The organism is Flavobacterium reichenbachii (assembly GCF_002217435.1).
GTDB lineage: Bacteria > Bacteroidota > Bacteroidia > Flavobacteriales > Flavobacteriaceae > Flavobacterium > Flavobacterium reichenbachii.
Genome location: NZ_MUHF01000015.1, coordinates 2,056 through 5,282, shown reverse-complemented (window position 1 = coordinate 5,282; position 3,227 = coordinate 2,056). Strand labels below are relative to the sequence as shown.

General features: G+C 48.7%; 2 rRNA genes. Both read right to left on the bottom strand.

Features of this window, described 5'->3' with window-relative positions:
* Positions 1-30: 30 nt before the first annotated feature.
* A 5S ribosomal RNA gene (gene rrf / locus B0A68_RS12685) occupies positions 31-140 on the bottom strand.
* 172 nt (positions 141-312) lie between these two features.
* A 23S ribosomal RNA gene (locus tag B0A68_RS12680) occupies positions 313-3,192 on the bottom strand.
* Between the last annotated feature and the right edge of the window lie 35 nt (positions 3,193-3,227).

The window sequence follows — 3,227 nt, the reverse complement described above, 5'->3', positions numbered from 1 at the left end:
GTTTCAGAAGAAACAGGGTGTTTTTAAAAAGAAAGGCGACGACATACTCTCCCACATAACTGCAGTACCATCTGCGCAGGCGGGCTTAACTACTCTGTTCGGGATGGGAAGAGGTGAGCCCCGCCGCAATAACCACCTTAAGGTTGTTAGTAATTAGTCCTTAGTGCTTAGTAATTAGTCCTTAGACTCTTTACTAGTTACTTTTTACTAGTTACTGCTCTTGCGCGAGCAAATATTTTAACATACTGAGATAAAGAAAAAAGTATTTTTTTAGAAAGTTTCTCCCCCCGACTTGCATCGGGGGAAAAGGGTGTACATAAGCTTACGGATTATTAGTACTACTCGACTATGACATTACTGCCTTTACATCTATAGCCTATCAACGTGGTCATCTTCCACGATCCTTAAAAGAAATCTCATCTTGTGGTGGGTTTCGCGCTTATATGCTTTCAGCGCTTATCCCTTCCAAACGTAGCTACTCTGCGGTGCCCCTGGCGGGACAACAGATACACTAGAGGTTTGTCCAATTCGGTCCTCTCGTACTAGAATCAGATCCACTCAAATTTCTAACGCCCACAGTAGATAGAGACCGAACTGTCTCACGACGTTCTGAACCCAGCTCGCGTGCCACTTTAATGGGCGAACAGCCCAACCCTTGGGACCTTCTCCAGCCCCAGGATGTGACGAGCCGACATCGAGGTGCCAAACCCCCCCGTCGATATGAGCTCTTGGGGGAGATCAGCCTGTTATCCCCGGCGTACCTTTTATCCTTTGAGCGATGGCCCTTCCATGCGGAACCACCGGATCACTATGCTCTACTTTCGTACCTGATCGACCTGTATGTCTCTCAGTCAAGCTCCCTTATGCCATTGCACTCTACGCACGGTTACCAAGCGTACTGAGGGAACCTTTAGAAGCCTCCGTTACTCTTTTGGAGGCGACCACCCCAGTCAAACTACCCACCAAGCACTGTCCCCCGCAATACGGGGTTAGGCCTCAGATAAACAAAGGGTTGTATTTCAACAATGACTCCACAACGCCTGGCGACGCCGCTTCATAGTCTCCAACCTATCCTACACATCATTTATCCAAGGTCAATACTAAGCTATAGTAAAGGTGCACAGGGTCTTTTCGTCCCACTGCGGGTAAACGGCATCTTCACCGTTACTACAATTTCACCGAGCTCATGGCTGAGACAGTGTCCAGATCGTTACACCATTCGTGCAGGTCGGAACTTACCCGACAAGGAATTTCGCTACCTTAGGACCGTTATAGTTACGGCCGCCGTTTACTGGGGCTTCAATTCAATGCTTCTCCGAAGATAACATCTCCTCTTAACCTTCCAGCACCGGGCAGGTGTCAGGCCCTATACTTCATCTTACGATTTTGCAGAGCCCTGTGTTTTTGATAAACAGTCGCCTGGACCTCTTCACTGCGGCCAGCTTGCGCTGGCGACCTTTCTCCCGAAGTTACAGGTCTATTTTGCCTAATTCCTTAGCCATGAATCTCTCGAGCACCTTAGGATTCTCTCCTCAACTACCTGTGTCGGTTTACGGTACTGGTACTAATTACCTGAAGTTTAGAGGTTTTTCTTGGAAGCCCTTAGGCGCACTATCTCTTTGTCCGAAGACTCCGAGTACTATCGTATTTCACCATTCTCTACGGATTTGCCTATAGAGAATATAGCTAGGTACTTCAACGAACTATTCCGTCAGTTCGCGGCGCTTTCATCACTCCGTCACCCCATCACAGTAATTAGTAGTACGGGAATATTAACCCGTTGGCCATCGACTGTCCCTTTCGGGTTCGCCTTAGGACCAGACTAACCCACAGCTGATTAGCATAGCTGTGGAAACCTTAGTTTTTCGGTGTGCGGGTTTCTCGCCCGCATTATCGTTACTTATGCCTACATTTTCTTTTCTGACCGGTCCAGCATACCTTACGATACACCTTCAGCCCTGTCAGAATGCTCCCCTACCACTTACAGTAAACTGTAAATCCATAGCTTCGGTAATATGTTTATGCCCGATTATTATCCATGCTCGTCCGCTCGACTAGTGAGCTGTTACGCACTCTTTAAATGAATGGCTGCTTCCAAGCCAACATCCTAGCTGTCTGGGCAGACAAACCTCGTTCTTTCAACTTAACATATATTTGGGGACCTTAGCTGATGGTCTGGGTTCTTTCCCTCTCGGACTTGGACCTTAGCACCCAAGCCCTCACTGCTGAGAAACATTATACAGCATTCGGAGTTTGTCAGGAATTGGTAGGCGGTGAAGCCCCCGCATCCAATCAGTAGCTCTACCTCTGTATAACTTAATTCAGCGCTGCACCTAAATGCATTTCGGGGAGTACGAGCTATTTCCGAGTTTGATTGGCCTTTCACCCCTACCCACAGGTCATCCGAAGACTTTTCAACGTCAACCGGTTCGGACCTCCACTGTGTGTTACCACAGCTTCATCCTGCCCATGGGTAGATCACACGGTTTCGCGTCTAACACTACTGACTAAAGCGCCCTATTCAGACTCGCTTTCGCTGCGGATCCGCGGCTTAACCGCTTAACCTCGCCAGCAACGTTAACTCGTAGGCTCATTATGCAAAAGGCACGCCGTCACCCCACGAAAGGGCTCCGACCGCTTGTAAGCGTATGGTTTCAGGATCTATTTCACTCCGTTATTCACGGTTCTTTTCACCTTTCCCTCACGGTACTGGTTCACTATCGGTCTCTCAGGAGTATTTAGCCTTAGCGGATGGTCCCGCCAAATTCAGACAGGGTTTCACGTGCCCCGCCCTACTCAGGATACCGCTATCTATTACACTTGTTACCCATACGGGGCTGTCACCCTCTGCGGCGTTCCTTTCCAGAAACTTCCGGTTCCTTGTGCATAAAATATCGCGGTCCTACAACCCCAGCACTGCCGTAACAGCACTGGTTTGGGCTAATCCGCGTTCGCTCGCCACTACTTACGGAATCACTTTTGTTTTCTTCTCCTCCGCCTACTTAGATGTTTCAGTTCAGCGGGTTTGCCCACCTATCGGTGTACTATGTCTTCAACATAGTGGGTTGCCCCATTCAGGTATCTGCGGATCAATCGGTGTGTGCCCGTCCCCGCAGCTTTTCGCAGCTTATCACGCCTTTCATCGCCTCTGAGAGCCTAGGCATCCCCCATACGCCCTTATTTTGCTTATTGTACCAATCTTGAAATCAATCAAGACCGTTTTTTTT